Genomic DNA, 17,725 nt, shown 5'->3' on the forward strand with positions numbered 1-17,725 from the left:
CGCACATCCTGGATCTGTAGCTGGCCCCCGCCTGAGGCGCCATTGTGCGGGAACCAATGTTTTATAGCGTGACTCGCGTCACGGATTTTATGCGCGATCCGTTTCCGGCGTGAAGCCGCCCAGCTGCACCGTGCCGATGCCCGCCTCGGGGAGCATGACGGGAATGCCGTCTTCCACCCGGTACACGAGCTGGCCGTCGGTGGTGATCAGTCCCTCGGCGATGGGCTCGGCGACCTTCTCGCCGGCCACGGTGTCGAGGGTGCCGCCGCGGATGGCGGCGTTGAGCTGCTCACGCTCGGTGGCGGTGAGCGGGCGCAGCGGTCGCTTGCTGACCGGGCAGCAGAGGATGTCGAGGAGACGCTTGTCCATGAGGAAGCGGCCGATGCCGGCCAACCCGATAATTAGGAATGCCTTTACAATAGCGACTTTTGGGTGCTCGGGCCATGATTTCCAACGAGGGTAACGAAGCGGGCGCGCCGCGCGTGGGCGTGGTGATGGGCTCCCGTTCGGACTGGGAAACGATGGAGCACGCCTCCGGCATGCTGACCCGCATGGGCATCGTGCACGAGGTCCGGGTCGTCTCGGCCCACCGCACCCCCGACCTCCTCTTCGACTACGCGAACACCGCTCGCGGGCGTGGCATCCAGGTGATCGTGGCGGGCGCCGGCGGCGCCGCCCACCTGCCGGGCATGCTCGCCGCCAAGACCCCGCTGCCCGTGTTCGGCGTGCCGGTGCAGTCCAAGGCGCTGAACGGCATGGATTCGTTGCTTTCGATCGCCCAGATGCCGGCGGGCATCCCCGTGGGCACCCTCGCGATCGGCCGGGCCGGGGCGACCAACGCCGCGCTGCTCGCCGCCGCCGTGCTCGCCCTGCACGATCCGGCCGTCGCCGCCGCGCTGGACGCGTTCCGCGCCGAGCAGACGCAGACCGTGCTCGACAACCCGGATCCCCGTTCGTGACGCGCCGGCTTCCCACCGTCGGCATCCTCGGAGGCGGACAGCTCGCGCGCATGCTCGCCCTCGCGGCCGCGCCGCTGGGCATCCGCACGGTCGCCTTCGACCCCGTCGCCGACGCCTGCGCGGGGCAGGTCACTGAACTGACCGTCGCCGGCTGGGACGACGAGGCGGCGCTCGGCGCGCTCGCCGGCCGCGTCGACGCCGTGACGTTCGATTTCGAGAACGTGCCGGCCGCCACGGCGGAGCGGCTGGCGGGACAGGTCCCGGTACACCCGAATGCCGGCGCGCTCGCCGTCGCCCAGGACCGGCTGGCCGAGAAGACCCTGTTCCGGGAGTCCGGCCTGTCGACGCCCGAGTTCGCGCCCGTCGACACCCGCGAGGACCTCGTCGCCGCGGTCGCCCGCATAGGCCTCCCGGCCATCCTCAAGACCCGTCGCCTCGGTTACGACGGCAAGGGGCAGTTCCGCCTGAAGACGGACGCCGATGTCGACGCCGCCTGGTCCGCGCTCGGCGAGGCGGCCGGCAAGCATGGCCTGATCCTCGAGGCCTTCGTGCCGTTCGACCGCGAGCTTTCCGTGGTGGCCGTGCGCGGACGCGACGGCGCCTTCCGCACCTGGCCGCTGACGCGCAACTGGCATGTCGATGGCGTGCTGTCGGTGAGCCTGGCGCCCGCGCCGGGGACGTCGGACGAGCTGGAAGCGGCGGCGGTCGCGCACGCGAAGGCCATCGCCGAGCGGCTCGATTACGTCGGCGTGTTCGCGCTGGAACTCTTCGTGCGTGGCGGCGAACTGCTCGGCAACGAGATGGCGCCCCGCGTGCACAACTCGGGACACTGGACGATCGAAGGCGCCCATACCAGCCAGTTCGAGAACCACATCCGCGCCGTGCTCGGCCTGCCGCTCGGCGACACGGGCGTGCGCGGCTGCAGCGTCATGCTCAACTGGATAGGCGAGATGCCCGACCCGGCGCCGGTGTTGTCCGTGGCCGATGGTCACTGGCACGACTACGGCAAGGAAGCGCGCGAGGGCCGCAAGGTGGGCCACGCGACGGTCTGCGCCCCGGACGCGGGCACGCTGCGGACGAGGCTGGCGGAAGTGGCGGTCGGTCTGGGACGCGAAGCGCAGGTGGCGCCGGCGATCGAGGCGCTCGGCTGACCGGAGGTGGGAGCGGATACGATCCGCTCCCACGGGATCAGGCGAGGTTCTTTTCCGCGAACTCCCAGTTCACCAGGTGCCAGAAGTTCTCGAGGTACTTCGGACGCGCGTTGCGGTAGTCGATGTAGTACGCGTGCTCCCACACGTCGGCGGTGAACAGCGCCGTGTCGCTGCCGGTGAGCGGCGTGGCGGCGTTCGAGGTGTTCACGATGGCCAGCGAGCCATCCTGACGCTGCACGAGCCAGGTCCAGCCCGAGCCGAAGTTGCCGGTGGCCTGCTTCGTGAACTCTTCCTTGAACTTGTCGACCGAGCCGAAGGCCTTGTCGAGGGCTTCCTTGAGCTTCGCCGGCGGCTCGGCGGCCTTCGAGGCGGGACGCATCGAGTTCCAGTAGAAGGTGTGGTTCCACACCTGGGCGGCGTTGTTGAAGATGCCGCCGGACGAGGTCTTGACGATCTCCTCGAGCGTCTTGTTCTCGAACTCCGTCCCTTTGATCAGGTTGTTGAGGTTCGTGACGTAGGTCTGGTGGTGCTTGCCGTAGTGGAATTCGAGCGTTTCGGCCGAGATGTGCGGCTCGAGGGCATTCTTCTCGTAGGGAAGCGGAGGAAGTTCGAACGCCATGAGGGGCTCCTTAGCGGTGGCTGGGGGGATGGGCGCAGGCAGGGAGGGGCAGGCCGTCGCTGCTACACTATGTAACTAATCGCATTCTAATGATGAAATCCGACCTATGGACGTCGTAGACGAGATCAAGGCCATCGTGGCGGCCCATCCGATCGTGCTTTTCATGAAAGGCACGCCGGAATACCCGACCTGTGGCTTTTCCGACCGCGCGGTGAAAGCCCTGCAGGCGGCGGGCGCGACGTTCCATCCGGTCAACGTGCTGGCCGATCCGCGCATCCGCGCGGGCCTGCCCCATTATTCGAACTGGCCCACGTTCCCGCAGCTGTTCCTGCTCGGGGAATTCATCGGTGGCTGCGACATCGTCGAGGATCTCCACGCCGCCGGCGAGCTGAAGCGCATGGCGGCCGACGTGGCCGGAGCCGAATCGTGAGCGCGTTGCCCTCCGCTCGGCTTCCCGGCGACTGGGCTCCGGCCCCGGGCCTGCTGGCCGGTCGTGTCGTGATCGTGACCGGCGCCACCGGCGGTCTCGGCGGCGAATCGGCCCGGGCGATCCAGCGCGCCGGCGGCACCGTCATCATCACGGGTCGCAAGGTGCGCGCCCTGGAAAAGTTCTACGACGAACTGGTCGCCCTCGGCGGCAGCGAGCCGGTGATCCATCCGCTCGATCTCGAAAGCGCCACGCCGGCCGACTACGCGGCGCTCGCCGAGGGCGTCGAGAACGAGTTCGGTCGCCTGGACGGCATCGTGCACGCGGCGGCGCACTTCAACGAGCTGACGCCCATCGCGATGCACAAGCCCGACGACTGGCTGCGCGCGATGCAGGTCAACGTGTCCGCGCCCTTCGCGCTGACCCAGGCCTGCATGCCGCTGCTGGCGAAGGCCGACGACAGCGCCGTGGTGTTCGTGCTGGACGATCCGGAGCTTCTCTCCCGCGCGCACTGGGGCGGCTACGGCGTGTCCAAGGCCGCCGTGGAGCGCATGGCCGCGGTGCTGCACGCGGAGAACGGCCGTGGCGCGATGCGCGTGCACGCGCTGTTGCCGCCACCGATGCGCACGGCGCTGCGGCGGGCCGCCTACTACGGCGAGAACACGCTCGACCGGCCGCTGCCGACCGCGTCGGCCGACGCCGTCGTCTATCTGCTCTCGGGCGCCGGCGCGCCGGCGCGCGGCACCGTCCTCGACATCCGCCACACCCATTGACCACGCGCCGCCCGCTCCCGGGCGGGCGCACGAAGGAGTTCTACCCATGGAAACGCAGATGACGACGTTGTCCGCGGGCATCCTGTTGTTCCTGATCATGGATCCGCTGGGCAACATCCCGCTGTTCCTCGCCCTGCTGAAGGACGTGCCGCCCCAGCGCCGGCGCAAGGTGATGATCCGCGAGCTGCTGATCGCGCTCGGCGTGCTCGTGGCCTTCCTGCTGGGCGGCCAGTACATCCTCAAGGTGCTGCAGCTGCGGCAGGAGTCGGTGAGCATCGCCGGCGGCATCGTGCTGTTCCTGATCGGCATCCGCATGGTCTTTCCGCCGGTCGAAGGCGGCGTGTTCGGCAAGCCGGGCGAGGGCGAGCCGTTCATCGTGCCGATGGCGATCCCCGGCGTGGCCGGCCCGTCGGCCATGGCGGCGCTCCTGCTGCTGACCAATTCGCAGCCTGGCCGCACGGCGGAGTGGGGTATCGCGCTGTTCCTCGCCTGGCTGACCACGTCGGTGATCCTGCTCAGCTCCACCTTCCTGTTCCGCTGGCTGGGCGAAAGCGTGCTCACCGCGCTGGAGCGCCTGATGGGCATGCTGCTCATCGCCCTCTCGGTGCAGATGTTCCTGGGCGGTCTGTCCGCTTATCTGCACATCGCGGACTGATCAGGGCATCCTCAGCCGCGGCCATTGCCGCAGGAACATACGTGGCGGTAGGGTTGCTGTCATAATTGCCCGCGAGCATGCGCGGAAGGGTAGGAAGCTCCTATCCCCGGGCATGGGCCGAAAGGCCTGATATGGGGCATTGAGGATGTTCGAAGGCACTATGCGTAATCACGTCTCTGCACCGGCCCGGCACGGCAGCCACCGTTCGACGTCACAGGGAGCCTAAGACATGCTGAGCATCGATCAGACACTGCTGGAACGCGTGCCCTGGCTGGCGCAGCATCCGCTCCTGCGTAAGCCGCTCGTCGGGATGCTGGAAACCCTGGCGCACGAAGACCGCTTCAATCGCACGCTGGCCTACGCGGGCAACGCGGTCGGTTTCGACTTCTGCGAGAAGACCCTCGATTACCTCGGCGTCAGCTGCCGCGTCACCGAACGCGAGCGCGAGAACATTCCCGTCGAAGGCCCGCTCATCGTGGTGGCCAACCATCCGCTGGGCATGGTGGACGCCATCGCGCTGATCCAGCTCATCGGTTCCGTTCGCCGCGACGTGCGCATCCTCGGCAACGAGGTGCTCTCCGCGGTGCCGCAACTCGGTCCGCTGCTGCTGCCCGTCGACGTGTTCGGCAAGGGCGCCTCGTCGAAGATGCGCGGCGTGTTCCGCGCGCTCGAAGCCGGCGAAGTCATCATCATGTTCCCCGCGGGCGAAGTGTCACGCATGCGCGCCGGCGGCGTGCGCGACGGCAAGTGGTCCGACGGTTTCGCGCGCCTCGCCATGCGGGCGGGCGTGCCGGTGCTGCCGGTGCACATCGCCGCGCGCAACTCGGTCGCGTTCTACGGCCTCTCCATGCTCGCCAAGCCGTTGAGCACCGCGATGCTTCCGCGCGAAGCGACGTCGGGCAAGCAGCGCGTGGGCTTCCGCATCGGCAAGCTTGTCGATGCCGACGAACTCAAGCAGGCCAGTGGCGATAACGCGCAGCAGGCCGCGAAGCTGATGCGTCGCCACGTCTACCGCGTGGCGCGTCAGCGCGGGCTCGTCTTCGGCGGGCAGACGCCGCTGGCGCATCCCGAGCCCGTCGAGCGCGTCGTCGCGGAACTCGACAAGGCCGAGCTGCTGGCCGAGCTGCCGGATGGCAAGAAGATCCTGCTGATGCAGGGCTCCAGCGACAGCTACGCGCTGCGCGAGATCGGCCGCCTGCGCGAGCTCACGTTCCGCCGCGTCGGCGAGGGCACCGGCAAGCGGCGCGACCTCGACGCCTACGATCCGCACTACGAGCACCTGGTGCTCTGGGACGCGAAGGCGCTGCGCATCGTCGGCGCGTACCGCTTCGGCCACGGTGGCAGGCTGATCGCCGAGCACGGCATGAGCTCGCTCTACACGTCGAGCCTCTTCGATTATTCGCCGGCGCTGGAATCGCGTCTTGCGCAGGGCCTCGAACTCGGGCGCAGCTTCATCGCGCCGGCGTACTGGCGTTCCCGCGCGCTGGACCAGCTCTGGCAGGGCATCGGTCTCTACCTGCAGCGTCACCGCGAACTGCGCTACCTGTTCGGGCCGGTGAGCATGTCGGTGAGCATGCCCCGCGAAGCGCGCGAGTGGATCGCGGCGGCGCACCAGCATTTCTTCGGCGTGCAGGGTCTGGCCGCCGCGCGGCAGCCGTTCGTCATTCCGGAAGCCACCATCGAGTCCGTGCGCAACGAGCTCGCGGGCCTCGATCCCGCGGCGGGCCTCGGCCGGCTAAAGCATCGCCTCGATGCGCTGGGCGTCACGCTGCCGGTGCTGTACCGCCAGTACGTCGACCTCGTCGAGCCGGAGGGCGTGCAGTTCCTCGCCTTCGGTGAAGATCCGGACTTCTCGGGCTGCGTCGACGGCCTGGTGATGCTCGATCTCGCTTCGCTCAAGCCGGCCAAGCGGTCGCGGTACCTCGGCAAGGTCTGATATTCCAGACCGCCCGGGATGTGGCGTCGGTCGGGGGCTGGGGCTCGCGGCCGGCGTGCCCCGGGGACTTGCTGACCAAGGCGAAAAGATGTCGCGCGCAGGGCGCGCTCCTACGGGGGTGTTCGTGAAGGCGGCTGTTACCGCGACGGCGGTGTCGTCGGCATCTTAATGATTAAAATCAATGATTTGTGGTCATCCGCCGGGTGGCTAGGAAAAATTGGTATTTATCAAACCGGCGTGAAAACGTTACAAAAGTGTCATACAATGCCGTTAAAGTTGGCTTAACAACTGTCGCCACCGCGTCACGACTCGTGACCGGGTTCACATAGAGACGACACAGCCACCAGTTGGGGAAGTCCAAGCGAAGAGCGCCACCCGGCCCCTTGCCGAGTGCCCCTTCGTGCGGCCGAAGATTTTTTCGTTGCAAGCCACAGGGTCGACCATTAGATGAATAGCCGAATCCGCGCCAAACTTCTGCCGCTCGCGATCGCATCGCTGCTCGCGGCACCTGCTGCGTTCGCGCAGGAGACGTCCTCCACCATCAGCGGTCGCGTCCTGGACGCCAGCGGCCAGCCGGTGAGCAACGCCACCGTCACCATCGTGCACGAGCCCTCGGGCACGACGAAGACGACCGTCACGGATGCGGCCGGTCGCTATTCGGCTCAGGGTCTGCGCGTCGGCGGTCCGTTCGACGTCACCGCGTCGAAGGAAGGCACGCCGTCGGTCCGCCAGGACAACGTCTATCTCCAGCTCGGCGCCGACACGGCCGTGAACCTCACCGCCGGTGGCGCCGCCAGCGCCGCCGATGCCACCGCGCTGGGCGCGGTCACCGTGTCCGCGGTGTCGGGTCAGTTCACCTCCGAGAACAAGGGTCTCGGCACGAACATCTCGCAGGCCGAACTGAAGGCCGCGCCGTCGCCGAGCGGCAACATCGCCGACATCGCGCGCCGCGATCCGCGCGTCAACGTCGACCACGGCACGGGCGCCATCTCGGCCAACGGCCAGAACACGCGCCTCAACAACATCAAGGTCGACGGCCTGGGCGTCGGCGACCCGTTCGGCCTGAACTCGACCGGCATGCCGACCGTCGGCTCGCCGGTGTCGCTCGACACGATCGACTCGTTCAACATCTCGACCGCCAACTACGACGTCTCGTCGGACACCGTCGGTGCCGAGATCAACGCCGTCACCAAGTCGGGCACGAACGAATTCCACGGTTCGGCCTACTACGGCTTCAAGAACGCCAGCAGCATGGTCGGCAAGGCCGGCTGGCTCGACAACAACCGCGACTACACCGAGTTCGACCGTAACTGGAAGGCCGGTGCGACCGTCGGCGGTCCGATCATCAAGGACAAGCTGTTCTTCTTCGCCGGTTACGAGAAGGAAGAAGTCACGGGCCTGAGCTCGGGCGCCGTCAACGGCCTCGATCCGTCGCTCGCCACGTCGACGCTGAACAAGGTATCACCGGCCGACCTGCAGAAGATCATCGACGGCGCGCGCGCCCTCGGCCTGCAGCCGGGTACGACGGCAGCAAACGCCGGCACGCTGACCGACAAGCGCTACATCGCGAAGATCGACTGGAACATCACCGACGGTCACCGCATGAACCTTGCGTACTCGCGTACCAAGGAAGTGAAGCCCAACCCGCAGGGTAACGGCGTCAACTCGATCGGCCTGTCCAGCTACTGGTACACGGTCAACTCGGACATCAAGAACTACACCCTGCAGTCGTTCGACGACTGGGCCGACAATTTCTCGACGGAAACCAAGGTCGGTTACAGCGACTATCAGCTGAGCCGCTCGGTCGACACGCAGCAGCCGCAGATCACCGTTCGCGTGAACAACACGAACTTCCCGGCATCGGCGACGGGCCCCACCGTCAACCTCGGCGAAGACCAGTTCAGCCATTACAACAAGGCGTCGGTGAAGAGCCTGAACGCGATGTGGGCCGGTACGCTGTACCTCGACGACCACACCATCAAGGGTGGCGTCGAGTGGGAGCGCAACCGCATCTACAATCTGTTCGGTCGTACCGAATTCGGTGCGTACACGTTCGGCAACAACGGTGCGAACAACATCGCCAACGGGCTGTACAGCAACTACTCGCTGTACCAGCCGGCGCCGGGCTATTCGCTCAACGACATCGCCGCCCAGTGGGAGCTGCGCCGCCACACGTTCTTCCTGCAGGACACGTGGCAGCCGACCGAGGCCCTCTCGGTGCAGTTCGGCTTCCGCGTCAACAAGTACCTGACCGACGACAAGCCGCTCTACAACGCCGACTTCCAGCGCACGTTCGGCTTCAGCAACGCGAACACGATCAACGGCAGCAAGCTGGTCGAGCCGCGCTTCTCGTTCAACTACACCTTCGACAGCGAATACAAGACGCAGCTGCGCGGTGGCGTCGGCCTGTTCCAGTCCGATCCTCCGACCGTGTGGATGACGAACCCGTACCAGAACAACGGTATCAACATCGTCACCTACTCGTACGATCGCCAGGCGAATGGTACTTGCCGCCTCGGTGGTCAGTCGGTCGTCTGCCCGACGTTCAGCGCCGACCCGTTCAATCAGCCCACCAGCGGCCCGGGCACGGTGCCGCAGCAGGCCGTCGACACCGTCGACAAGAACTTCAAGCTGCCGAGCGTCTGGAAGTCGTCGCTGGCGTTCGATCGTGAACTGCCGTGGCAGGGCATCATCGGCACGATCGAGTGGCAGCACATCGAAGTGCAGGATGGCATCCTGTACCAGAACCTCAACCTCGGCGCGCCGACCGGCATCATGCCGGATGGTCGCTACACCTACGCCGGCTGCATCGGCGGTTCGACGCCGCTCAACGGTCCGGCCGCCACGAACTGCGCGACCGTCGTCAACGGTGTGAACAACCTCAATGGTGCGAACACCGGCGGCGCCAACGCCCGCTTCCGCCAGAACGGTCGCTTCGCCCAGGGCGTCACGTACCTGACGAACACCAAGAAGGGCGGTTCGGACACGGTCACGCTGTCGTTCTCGAAGCCGATGGCCGACGGCTGGGCATGGAGCATTGCGGCGACCGGCGGTCATGCAACCGAAGTGAACCCGGGCACCTCGAGCCAGGCCACGTCGAACTACTCGAACAGCGCCTGGTACAACCCGAACGAAGACGTCGCCTCCACGTCGAACACCAATATCGCGAAGCGCCTCAACGCCTCGCTGACGTGGCAGCACAACTTCTTCGGCGACTACGCCACGACGATCAGCGCGTTCTACGACGGCCACAGCGGCGTGCCGTACAGCTGGATCTTCGGCAACGACTCGAACGGCGACAGCTACTCGAAGGACCTGGCGTACATCCCGACCCGTGGAGATGGCACGATCTTCCGCAACGCGACCGGCTCGGCCGCCGCTTCGCAGGCGCTCGTCGACCAGTTCTACAGCTACATCCAGGGTGACGACTACCTGCGCAAGAAGCAGGGCCAGGTCGCTCGTCGCAACGGCGCCACCTCGGCCTGGGTCAACCAGATCGACCTCAGCCTGAGCCAGGAAATCCCGGGCATCTTCAAGGGCAACAAGGGTGAGATCCGTCTCGACGTCTACAACTTCCTGAACCTGGTGAACAAGGACTGGGGCCAGCAGTCGTACATCGGCTTCCCGTACACCCGCACCCTCGCCAACTTCGGTGGCGTGGATCCGGCCACGGGCAAGTACATCTACAACCTGCCGACCGACGCCAACGGCAACTACCAGCCGGGCCAGAAGGCGATCTACGACGCCCCGACCGACAACAGCGCGACCAAGGTCAACCCGGTCTCCCGCTGGTCGGCGATGCTGACGGTTCGCTACACGTTCTAAACGAAGGATTCGCCTGAAAGACGAGAAGCCGGCACCTGCAAGGGTGCCGGCTTTTTTCTTGGCCGTCCGGTCGCTGCCCTGGACGCGGCCCGAGACTTGACCCCCGCCGACGACTCGCGTGATCCTAGGCGGTCCGCTCCCGACCCGGGGCGGGGTTCGCCGCTAATTCGCGGTCAGAAGGAACGTAACACCATGAATGCCATCCAGTTCGGGGATCCGGTCAGCGGCAAGACCGTCAGCGCCCGCGTCTCCCCGGCCGGCGGTCTCGACATCCTTTCCCGCAACGAGGTCGCGCGCCTGCGCGACGCCAGCGGGTCCGGGTTGCACCAGCTGCTGCGCCGCTGCGCGCTCGCCGTGCTCACCTCCGGCAACCTCTCCGACGATCCGGGCTCGATCTTCGAGCAGTACCCGGACTTCGACATCCAGGTGCTGCAGGAAGACCGCGGCATCAAGATCGAACTGAAGAACGCGCCCGAGCAGGCGTTCGTCGACGGCCGCATCATCCGCGGCATCAACGAGTTGCTCGTCGCCGTCGTGCGCGACATCGTCTACATCTCCACGCAGCTGGAAGCCGGCGCGTTCGACCTCGACGACACCGTCGGCATCACGCACGCCGTGTTCGAGATCCTGCGCAATTCGCGCATCCTGCGTCCGCAGGTCGATCCCAACCTCGTCGTCTGCTGGGGTGGTCATTCCATCTCGCGCGACGAGTACGAGTACACCAAGCGGGTGGGTTACCAGCTCGGCCTGCGCGGCATGGACATCTGCACGGGCTGCGGCCCTGGTGCGATGAAGGGCCCGATGAAGGGCGCGACCATCGCGCACGCCAAGCAGCGTCGCAAGGGCAATCGCTACATCGGCATCACGGAGCCCGGCATCATCGCCGCCGAATCGCCGAACCCGATCGTGAACAACCTCGTGATCATGCCGGACATCGAGAAGCGTCTCGAAGCGTTCGTGCGCCTCGGTCACGGCATCATCGTGTTCCCGGGCGGCGTGGGCACGGCGGAAGAAATCCTGTACATGCTCGGCATCCTCCTGCTGCCGCAGAACAAGGGTATCCCGTTCCCGCTGATCTTCACCGGCCCGCAGAACTCGGCGGCGTACTTCGAGCAGATCGACCGCTTCCTGCGGCTCGCGCTGGGCGACGAGGTGGCGGAGCACTACCGCATCATCATCGACGATCCCGCGGCCGTCGCGCATGCGATGGTGTCCGGCGTCGACAAGGTGCGCAATCATCGCCTCGACAACAAGGACGCCTTCTTCTTCAACTGGGCGCTCGAGATTCCGCTGCCGTTCCAGCGGCCGTTCCGTCCGACGCACGAGGCCATGGCGTCGCTCGCCTTGCATCGTGGCCGTCCGCGTCACGAACTCGCGGCCGATCTGCGCCGCGCGTTCTCGGGCATCGTCGCGGGCAACGTCAAGGAAGAGGGCGTGCGCGCGATCGAGGCGCACGGTCCGTTCGTGATCGACGGCGAAACCGAGATCATGCGCGCGCTCGACGACCTGCTGAAGGCGTTCGTCGAACAGCACCGCATGAAGCTTCCGGGTGGCACGGCGTACGAGCCGTGCTACGTCGTCCGGACGTGATCCACGGCCGGCGCGGCGTCCTGCCGCGCCGGCCTTCCGGTGGCTGAATGTGGTGCGCGCCATGTGGCTTCGCATCACGACGTCTCCACGGCGCCGACCGGACGATGCGCGTCACTGGGACCACTGCCGGAGACGCCACATGCTCATCACCATTCTCATCGTCGTGCTGATTCTCGCCCTCATCGGCGGCCTTCCCACCTGGGGTTATTCCAGCGGTTGGGGCTATGGTCCCAGCGGCGGTATCGGCGTGATCCTCGCGATCATCCTCGTCTGCTGGCTGCTTGGCGTATTCTGACGAATCCGAATCGGCGGACCGTCGATCCGACGGTCCGCTTTTCAGCTGGCGCAGCGGACGCGCCGCCGGAGTTCGCCATGCCGCGTCCCCATCGCCCCGTACCCGATACCGAACGCCAGGCGCCGGGCACATCGCCGCCGCCCTACGATCACGAACCCGTCGAGCGCCCGGGCCCCGACCCCGATACCGACGGCGAGCCGCCGGAGACGTGATGGCGGCACGACGACCTCGCTGGCCCGGCGACATCCTTCCGCGATCCTTCTTCCATCGCGACCCGCGTGTCGTGGGCCCCGAACTCCTCAACAAGGTGCTCGCCTGCGCCGACGGCCGGGCAGGGCGCATCGTCGAAGTCGAAGCGTACTGCGGCGCGTTCGATCCGGCGGCACACACCTTCCGCGGCAAGACGAAACGCAACGCGGTGATGTTTGGTCCGCCGGGTCATATGTATGTGTACTTCACCTATGGCATGCACTGGTGCTGCAACACGGTGTGCGGCGACGACGGCGAGGGCGTCGGCGTCCTCATCCGCGCGCTCGAACCGATCGCGGGGCTGGAACGCATGCACGAGGCCCGGCCGAAAGTGCGGCGCGATCGCGAACTGTGCAGCGGCCCGGCCCGCCTGACCCAGGCGATGGGCATCACCGGCGAGCAGAACGGGATCGACCTCGTGCGGGCGAAGGAGGGCTACACGGTGCTCGACGACGGCATGCCCGCCCCGGAGAACGTCCCGGGCTCCGCGCGCATCGGCATCCGCGAAGGCACGGATCTGCTCTGGCGCTGGTACGTGGCGGGCAATCCCAACGTGTCGAGGGCCTGAGGCCTCGACTTGGCCTGCGTGGGGCGGCGATATACGCTCTGCCCGAAGTCCGGACCAGGAGCCCGCATGAAGCGCGCCATCGCCATCCTCATCTTCGCCCTGCTCGCGGTCGACGCCGCCGCGGCCGACACGTATCGGTTCGGCTCGCAGGTCATCTCCACGGGCGACAGCGAAGGCCGCCTGCGCCAGGTGGCCGGCAAGCCCGACCGGGAGACGCCCATCGAAGCCCGCCACGGCGGTCTGGAAGGGTACCGCCTCGAGTATTACCAGCGCGGCAAGTCGATACAGATCGAGGTCGTCGACGGCCGCGTGCGGTCGATCACGCAGATCGAAAGCTGAAAGATGCGCCCAAGCGTGAAGGTTTCTTCACGAATCCGTGAGTAGCGCGTGCGTACGGTCGGCGGTCCGGGAATACAGGTGTGGAAATGACCCAGGACAATCTCGACGAACTCCGTCGAAGCCATGAGCAGTTCCGATTGCTCGTGCAGGGCGTGGCCGACTACGCCATCTACATGCTCGATCCCGAGGGCAATGTCTCCAGCTGGAATTCGGGTGCGGAACGGATCAAGGGTTATCTCCCTGACGAGATCATCGGCTCGCATTACTCGGCGTTCTTTACGCCGGAAGACGTCGCCCGGCGCGAGCCGTGGGACAACCTCGTCGCCGCGCGCGAGGTCGGGCGGCTCGAAACCGAAGGCTGGCGCGTCCGCAAGGACGGCACGCGTTTCTGGGCGCACGTGATCCTCGACCGCATCGAGGACGAGTCCGGCAGGTTCGTCGGCTTCGCCAAGGTGACGCGCGACGTCACCGAGAAGCGCAACGCGGCGATCGCCCTGGAGCAGGCCCGCGAAGCGCTGTTCCAGTCGCAGAAGCTCGAGGCGGTGGGGCAGCTCACGGGCGGCGTGGCGCACGACTTCAACAATCTGCTCATGGCGATCCACGGCAACCTGGAGCTCCTCACCCATCGGGACGACCTTCCCGCCCGCGCCCAGACGCTGGTGGGCAACGCGCTGAACGGCGTGCGTCGAGGGGTCGCGCTCGTGCAGCGCATGCTCGCGTTCGCACGCCGGCAGCAATTGCACCTCGCGCCGGTCAGCATCCCCGACCTCGTTTATGGGATGTCCGACCTGATGCGCACGTCGCTCGGGCCGGCCATCGTCGTGGAGGCGAGCTTTCCGTTGTCGCTTCCGCCGGTGCTGGCCGACAGCAATCAGCTGGAACTGTGCCTGCTCAACCTGGGTGTCAACGCCCGCGACGCCATGCCGGACGGTGGCAAGCTGGTGATTTCCGCGCGGCCCGAGACACTGAGCGAGGACACCGTGCTCGGGTTGCCCGCGGGCGGCTACGTGCGTCTATCCGTGGCGGACGATGGCACCGGCATGGACGAAGCGACGCTCGCGCGCGCGACGGAGCCGTTCTTCACGACGAAGGGCGCGGGAAAGGGGACGGGTCTCGGCCTGTCGATGGTCCATGGCATCGTGCAGCAGTGCGGCGGGGCCATGCGTCTGAAGAGTTCGCAGCCCGGCGGCACCACCATCGACATCTGGCTGCCCGTCGCCGGCGCCACCGCCGCCGCGATGTCGCAGGGCTCGCAGGCGCAGGTCGAGCATGCCGGCCTGGCTAGGTCAGAGGATGCCATGGCGCCCTCGGTGCTCGTGGTCGACGACGATCCGCTCGTTCTCGCGACGACGGTGGAGATGCTCTGCTATGCCGGTTACGACGCCGTGGGGGTGTCGTCCGGGCAGCAGGCGCTCAGGTTGCTCGCGGAGGCGAAGGGCATCTCGATGATGGTCACCGACCAGGCGATGCCCGGCATGACGGGCGTCGAACTGGCCGCGCAGGTGACCGAGCGTTACCCCGATCTGCACATCGTGCTCGCCAGCGGCTACGCGGAGCTACCGGGCGACGCGCCGGGCATCCACGCCCGTCTGCAGAAGCCTTACGGCCGCACCGAACTCATCGCGTCGCTGCGTCGCTCTGAAACGGGCGTGGCCTAGACGGACGCGGACGACCGCAGATTCGTGACGTCGCGACGTGGCGGGCTGCCGAACATCCGCGCGTACTCGCGGCTGAACTGCGACGGGCTCTCGTAGCCGACCGCATAGGCGGCGGCTTCCGCGCTGGAGGCGTCGGCGAGCATGAGCCGGCGCGCCTCGTGCAGTCGCAACTGCTTCTGGTACTGCAATGGCGTCATCGACGTCACCTGCTTGAACTGGCGGTGGAACGCCGAGGTGCTCAGCTGGGCCAGCGACGCGAGTTCTTCGATCCGCACGGGCTCGGCGAAGCGGTCGCGCAGCACGCGGATGGCACCGATCACCCGACCCGGCGTGGCGTGACTGGCCGCGAGTCGCGCGAGCACGCCGCCTTGCGGACCCATCAGCATCCACGCGGCGAGTTCGCGCATGATCGCGGGCTGCAGGATCGGGATCGCGGCCGGGGTATCGGCCAGCTGGACCAGCCGGGTAACGGCGTCCGCGACCGGGCCGTCGATCCGGATCATCGCCGCCGCGGGCTCGTCGTCCGGGGCCGGCCGGGGGCGCGGCTCCATGGACGACATGACGTCGTGGAGCAGGGCGACATCCAGTTCCACGATCGCGCCGAGAAACGGCTCGGATGGGCTGGCCTGGGTCACCTCGCCGAGGGCGGGTGTGTCCACGCCCACCACCAGGGCCTGGCCGGCCCCGTAATCGACACGCCGCTCGCCGAACGTCGCCGTCTTCGAGCCCTGCGCCACGGCGCACAGGACGGGCCGGTAGACCAGCAGGTTCGGCATGCGCGCGGTTTCCGAGCGCAGGATGGTCAGGCCCGGGACGCCGGTCGCATACGGACTCTCGCCGGGCCGCCGGCTCGTGAAGAGCGTGAGGGCATCGATGAGCGCGTTCGGCATCGGGGTCTCCGGAGGTCGGGAGCAGGATCGGGCAAGAAGGGGGCGCCTTCCGGCATTCAGGGATCGTCGCCCGGCTTCTATGGTGGCGAGCATCCCACCAACCAAGGAACCTCGCCATGAACAGCACGCTTTCTTCCCGCCGGGTCGCCCTCGTCACCGGCGGCAGCCGCGGCCTGGGTCGCAGCATGGTCCTCGCGCTCGCCGCTCGCGGCGTCGACAGCATCCTGACCTATCAGTCGCGCCGCGACGATGCCGACGCCGTCGTCGCCGCCGTCCGCGAGGCGGGTGCGCGCGCGGTGGCGCTACCGCTCGACGTCGGCAACGCCGCCTCGTTCGCCGGATTCGTCGACGCGGTTGACGGTGCGCTGGCCGAACTCGGCGCGGCGAAATTGCACTACCTGGTCAACAACGCCGGCACCTCGCTGCACAAGACGTTCGCCGAGACGACCGAGGCCGAGCTGGACGGCATCTACGACGTGCACTTCAAGGGCCCGTTCCTGCTGACGCAAGCCCTGCTCGCGCGCATCGCCGACGGCGGCGGCATCGTGAACATCTCCAGCGGCCTCGCACGCTTCGCCGGCGCGCCGACGCCCGTGTACGGCGCGATGAAGGCCGCGGTGGAAGTGCTCACGCGCTACCTTGCGAAAGAACTCGGTCCGCGCGGCGTCACGGTGAACGCCGTCGCCCCCGGCGCCATCGCCACGGATTTCAGCGGCGGCGTGGTCAGGGACAATCCGGAGGTCCAGAAGATGGTGGTCGCGAACACGGCGCTCGGCCGCGTGGGCCTGCCCGACGACATCGGTCCGATGGTCGCTTCGCTGCTCGACGATGCGAACCGCTGGATCACCGGTCAGCGCATCGAGGTGTCCGGCGGCATGATGCTCTGACGGGTCACTCCTTGCGGCCTTCTTCGAGGCGCCAGCTGTCCGGGCAGGCGAGCTGGCGGCCCTGCGCGTCCACGAGGACGTGGGGCAGCTGGCATCGGCGCACTACGGCAAGGTCGATTCTGCGATAGAAATCGCTGCAGTGCGCCAGCTCGGTGGCTGGCCGCTGTGGCGAACCGATGATTCCGACGACCTTGCCGAGCGATCTCACCAGGTGGCAAGCCTCCGCCAGGTCCGAGTCGTTGGAGATGACGACGGCGCAGTCGTAAGCGTTGCTCCATGCGTCGTTGACCATGTGGACCGCAAGGTTCACGTCCGACCCTTTTTCCTCCCGATGCCACACTTCGGCATACCTGGAAGCCGGGGGAGGTGGAGGGTCAACCAAACGCCGACGCTTCGGCCGTTCCTTGAATGTTCCCCAGTGGACGACCACATCGCGCGCTCGTAGCGCACGAATGTAGAAATCCTGGCGCGTGGGCTTGCCCGGGTCGTCGTCGGTGGCTTTCACTCGCGCCGTGAAATAGCGGACGAGCCGTATCGTGTTGTGCGGCCGAAGAGCGGCCGAAGCAAGTGCATGGAGGTCGAGCCACTTGGCTCCGCGCCTGCCATCCAGCAACGAGTGAAAGAGATTGAAACCGTCGACGTAAACGGCAGTGCGCAATTTTCCATTCCTTAGAAAAGGCAACGCCACCCTCGAAGGGGTGGCGTGCGACCCGGCGGCAGAAGCCAGCGGGGATGTTCAGTTATGGTGCCCCGCGCGCTCGCAGCCGTCAATCCACGCTGTTTGTCGGGTTCAGCTCACGATGCAGTAAGACATTGGCAACGTGGGCCCGCCGGCGACTCGACCCGCGGCTCCGTGTTCCGCGAGCACCAAAGAAAAAGGCCGTGCATCGCTGCACGGCCTTTC

18 protein-coding genes are annotated in these 17,725 nt (G+C 67.0%); 14 read left to right on the plus strand and 4 right to left on the minus strand.

Annotation, left to right across the window (positions count from 1 at the left end; genetic code table 11):
• Positions 1 to 87: 87 nt before the first annotated feature.
• The gene (locus tag J2X58_RS01065; protein WP_090055851.1) at positions 88 to 369 is read right to left on the minus strand and encodes a Trm112 family protein; all 282 of its coding nucleotides are present in this window, start codon (positions 367 to 369) and stop codon (positions 88 to 90) included.
• Between the two features lie 74 nt (positions 370 to 443).
• Here J2X58_RS01065 and purE point away from each other — a divergent pair, with 74 nt between their 5' ends.
• Together purE and J2X58_RS01075 are read left to right on the plus strand one after the other, a co-directional pair.
• Positions 444 to 959, plus strand: a complete 516-nt coding sequence (gene purE, locus J2X58_RS01070; RefSeq protein ID WP_310045972.1) for a 5-(carboxyamino)imidazole ribonucleotide mutase — start codon at positions 444 to 446, stop codon at positions 957 to 959.
• Complete coding sequence (locus J2X58_RS01075; protein ID WP_310045973.1) at positions 956 to 2,110, plus strand: 5-(carboxyamino)imidazole ribonucleotide synthase; 1,155 nt, start codon at positions 956 to 958, stop codon at positions 2,108 to 2,110. The genes purE and J2X58_RS01075 overlap by 4 nt, the downstream gene beginning before the upstream one ends.
• Before the next feature lie 37 nt (positions 2,111 to 2,147).
• Here the strand turns inward: J2X58_RS01075 and J2X58_RS01080 are convergent, their stop codons facing one another.
• Positions 2,148 to 2,729: a Fe-Mn family superoxide dismutase gene (locus J2X58_RS01080; protein WP_310045974.1), complete on the minus strand. Its 582-nt coding sequence runs from the start codon at positions 2,727 to 2,729 to the stop codon at positions 2,148 to 2,150.
• 106 nt (positions 2,730 to 2,835) lie between these two features.
• Here J2X58_RS01080 and grxD point away from each other — a divergent pair, with 106 nt between their 5' ends.
• The 11 genes from grxD to J2X58_RS01135 all read left to right on the plus strand — a co-directional run bounded on the left by grxD (position 2,836) and on the right by J2X58_RS01135 (position 15,044).
• Positions 2,836 to 3,159, plus strand: coding sequence for a Grx4 family monothiol glutaredoxin (gene grxD, locus J2X58_RS01085; RefSeq protein ID WP_090054658.1), 324 nt, complete (start codon positions 2,836 to 2,838; stop codon positions 3,157 to 3,159).
• On the plus strand, positions 3,156 to 3,929 hold the full coding sequence (locus J2X58_RS01090; protein WP_090054656.1) for an SDR family NAD(P)-dependent oxidoreductase: 774 nt from the start codon (positions 3,156 to 3,158) through the stop codon (positions 3,927 to 3,929). Before grxD ends, J2X58_RS01090 begins: the two co-directional genes overlap by 4 nt.
• 58 nt (positions 3,930 to 3,987) lie before the next feature.
• On the plus strand, positions 3,988 to 4,584 hold the full coding sequence (locus tag J2X58_RS01095; protein WP_310047866.1) for a YhgN family NAAT transporter: 597 nt from the start codon (positions 3,988 to 3,990) through the stop codon (positions 4,582 to 4,584).
• 229 nt (positions 4,585 to 4,813) lie between these two features.
• Complete coding sequence (locus J2X58_RS01100; protein ID WP_310045975.1) at positions 4,814 to 6,520, plus strand: lysophospholipid acyltransferase family protein; 1,707 nt, start codon at positions 4,814 to 4,816, stop codon at positions 6,518 to 6,520.
• A gap of 447 nt (positions 6,521 to 6,967) precedes the next feature.
• Positions 6,968 to 10,345, plus strand: coding sequence for a carboxypeptidase regulatory-like domain-containing protein (locus J2X58_RS01105; RefSeq protein ID WP_310045976.1), 3,378 nt, complete (start codon positions 6,968 to 6,970; stop codon positions 10,343 to 10,345).
• Between the two features lie 192 nt (positions 10,346 to 10,537).
• The gene (gene ppnN, locus J2X58_RS01110; RefSeq protein WP_090054651.1) at positions 10,538 to 11,935 is read left to right on the plus strand and encodes a nucleotide 5'-monophosphate nucleosidase PpnN; all 1,398 of its coding nucleotides are present in this window, start codon (positions 10,538 to 10,540) and stop codon (positions 11,933 to 11,935) included.
• Positions 11,936 to 12,074: 139 nt separating this feature from the next.
• On the plus strand, positions 12,075 to 12,230 hold the full coding sequence (locus J2X58_RS01115; protein ID WP_089978734.1) for a DUF3309 domain-containing protein: 156 nt from the start codon (positions 12,075 to 12,077) through the stop codon (positions 12,228 to 12,230).
• Positions 12,231 to 12,307: 77 nt separating this feature from the next.
• Positions 12,308 to 12,442 (plus strand): hypothetical protein, encoded by a 135-nt coding sequence (locus tag J2X58_RS01120; protein WP_255364530.1) that lies wholly within the window; start codon positions 12,308 to 12,310, stop codon positions 12,440 to 12,442.
• On the plus strand, positions 12,442 to 13,047 hold the full coding sequence (locus tag J2X58_RS01125; RefSeq protein WP_310045977.1) for a DNA-3-methyladenine glycosylase: 606 nt from the start codon (positions 12,442 to 12,444) through the stop codon (positions 13,045 to 13,047). Before J2X58_RS01120 ends, J2X58_RS01125 begins: the two co-directional genes overlap by 1 nt.
• Positions 13,048 to 13,113: 66 nt before the next feature.
• On the plus strand, positions 13,114 to 13,386 hold the full coding sequence (locus J2X58_RS01130) for a DUF2845 domain-containing protein (RefSeq protein WP_310045979.1): 273 nt from the start codon (positions 13,114 to 13,116) through the stop codon (positions 13,384 to 13,386).
• An 86-nt stretch (positions 13,387 to 13,472) separates the two neighbouring features.
• Positions 13,473 to 15,044 carry an ATP-binding protein gene (locus tag J2X58_RS01135; protein ID WP_310045981.1) on the plus strand — a complete coding sequence of 524 codons (1,572 nt, stop codon included), beginning with the start codon at positions 13,473 to 13,475 and terminating at the stop codon, positions 15,042 to 15,044.
• Here the strand turns inward: J2X58_RS01135 and J2X58_RS01140 are convergent.
• Positions 15,041 to 15,934 carry an AraC family transcriptional regulator gene (locus tag J2X58_RS01140; RefSeq protein ID WP_090178085.1) on the minus strand — a complete coding sequence of 298 codons (894 nt, stop codon included), beginning with the start codon at positions 15,932 to 15,934 and terminating at the stop codon, positions 15,041 to 15,043. The two genes, J2X58_RS01135 and J2X58_RS01140, sit on opposite strands and share 4 nt — an antisense overlap.
• A gap of 116 nt (positions 15,935 to 16,050) precedes the next feature.
• Here J2X58_RS01140 and J2X58_RS01145 point away from each other — a divergent pair, with 116 nt between their 5' ends.
• Complete coding sequence (locus tag J2X58_RS01145; RefSeq protein ID WP_310045983.1) at positions 16,051 to 16,821, plus strand: SDR family oxidoreductase; 771 nt, start codon at positions 16,051 to 16,053, stop codon at positions 16,819 to 16,821.
• Between the two features lie 4 nt (positions 16,822 to 16,825).
• Here J2X58_RS01145 and J2X58_RS01150 read toward each other — a convergent pair whose 3' ends face one another.
• On the minus strand, positions 16,826 to 17,479 hold the full coding sequence (locus J2X58_RS01150; protein WP_310045984.1) for an NYN domain-containing protein: 654 nt from the start codon (positions 17,477 to 17,479) through the stop codon (positions 16,826 to 16,828).
• Positions 17,480 to 17,725 lie beyond the last annotated feature (246 nt).

The sequence above is a fragment of the Luteibacter sp. 3190 genome, assembly GCF_031456385.1.
Lineage (GTDB): Bacteria > Pseudomonadota > Gammaproteobacteria > Xanthomonadales > Rhodanobacteraceae > Luteibacter.

What these genes read in the sequence shown, in the direction of transcription:
- J2X58_RS01065 (WP_090055851.1), bottom strand. Translation starts at nt 369, where the DNA reads ATGGACAAGCGTCTCCTCGACATCCTCTGCTGCCCGGTCAGCAAGCGA.
- purE (WP_310045972.1), top strand. Translation starts at nt 444, where the DNA reads ATGATTTCCAACGAGGGTAACGAAGCGGGCGCGCCGCGCGTGGGCGTG.
- J2X58_RS01080 (WP_310045974.1), bottom strand. Translation starts at nt 2,729, where the DNA reads ATGGCGTTCGAACTTCCTCCGCTTCCCTACGAGAAGAATGCCCTCGAG.
- grxD (WP_090054658.1), top strand. Translation starts at nt 2,836, where the DNA reads ATGGACGTCGTAGACGAGATCAAGGCCATCGTGGCGGCCCATCCGATC.
- J2X58_RS01095 (WP_310047866.1), top strand. Translation starts at nt 3,988, where the DNA reads ATGACGACGTTGTCCGCGGGCATCCTGTTGTTCCTGATCATGGATCCG.
- J2X58_RS01100 (WP_310045975.1), top strand. Translation starts at nt 4,814, where the DNA reads ATGCTGAGCATCGATCAGACACTGCTGGAACGCGTGCCCTGGCTGGCG.
- J2X58_RS01105 (WP_310045976.1), top strand. Translation starts at nt 6,968, where the DNA reads ATGAATAGCCGAATCCGCGCCAAACTTCTGCCGCTCGCGATCGCATCG.
- ppnN (WP_090054651.1), top strand. Translation starts at nt 10,538, where the DNA reads ATGAATGCCATCCAGTTCGGGGATCCGGTCAGCGGCAAGACCGTCAGC.
- J2X58_RS01115 (WP_089978734.1), top strand. Translation starts at nt 12,075, where the DNA reads ATGCTCATCACCATTCTCATCGTCGTGCTGATTCTCGCCCTCATCGGC.
- J2X58_RS01120 (WP_255364530.1), top strand. Translation starts at nt 12,308, where the DNA reads ATGCCGCGTCCCCATCGCCCCGTACCCGATACCGAACGCCAGGCGCCG.
- J2X58_RS01125 (WP_310045977.1), top strand. Translation starts at nt 12,442, where the DNA reads ATGGCGGCACGACGACCTCGCTGGCCCGGCGACATCCTTCCGCGATCC.
- J2X58_RS01130 (WP_310045979.1), top strand. Translation starts at nt 13,114, where the DNA reads ATGAAGCGCGCCATCGCCATCCTCATCTTCGCCCTGCTCGCGGTCGAC.
- J2X58_RS01135 (WP_310045981.1), top strand. Translation starts at nt 13,473, where the DNA reads ATGACCCAGGACAATCTCGACGAACTCCGTCGAAGCCATGAGCAGTTC.
- J2X58_RS01140 (WP_090178085.1), bottom strand. Translation starts at nt 15,934, where the DNA reads ATGCCGAACGCGCTCATCGATGCCCTCACGCTCTTCACGAGCCGGCGG.
- J2X58_RS01145 (WP_310045983.1), top strand. Translation starts at nt 16,051, where the DNA reads ATGAACAGCACGCTTTCTTCCCGCCGGGTCGCCCTCGTCACCGGCGGC.